1 pseudogene is annotated in these 472 nt (G+C 64.4%); it reads right to left on the reverse strand.

The annotated features are described in order from the left end of the window. Positions 1-319, reverse strand: a pseudogene (locus tag EXE44_RS21500) (ABC transporter permease); the annotation flags it as partial. Between the last annotated feature and the right edge of the window lie 153 nt (positions 320-472).

Genomic DNA, 472 nt, shown 5'->3' on the forward strand with positions numbered 1-472 from the left:
GCGCCAAACACAGCACCGTGGTCACGGTGGCGATGACGTACGAGAGCCACAGCGCCGTGACGAACGGGGTGTTCCATATCGCGCCCCCGCCGTCGAAGAGCGACCGGTAGTTGCTCAGCGTCGGCTCGTAGATTATCTGATACGTCAGCGAGCTGACTTCGAAGAAGCTCACGGCGATCATGAACGCCAGCGGCGCGACGAGAAGCGTGAGTATCCACGCCGCGCTGGGGCCGACCGTGACGCCGAGCCGACTGCGCGGTCCGCTCAACAGCCGCACCGCTCTCGCCCGCCTGCTCTCGTCCGGCTGGTCGGTCGACATCTATGCCGCCTTGACCTCTTCCCACGTGGAGAGGTACGCCTCCTCGACGTCGGAGGCGATGTCCTTGAGCGAGTACATCCCTTCGAGACGCGAGGGATCGATCCGCCCGTACAGTTCGTTCTGTTCCTCGGTCAGTTCGTCCGCCACGTTGGG

Source organism: Halorubrum sp. SS7 (assembly GCF_005435055.1).
GTDB classification, from domain to species: Archaea; Halobacteriota; Halobacteria; order Halobacteriales; family Haloferacaceae; genus Halorubrum; species Halorubrum salinarum.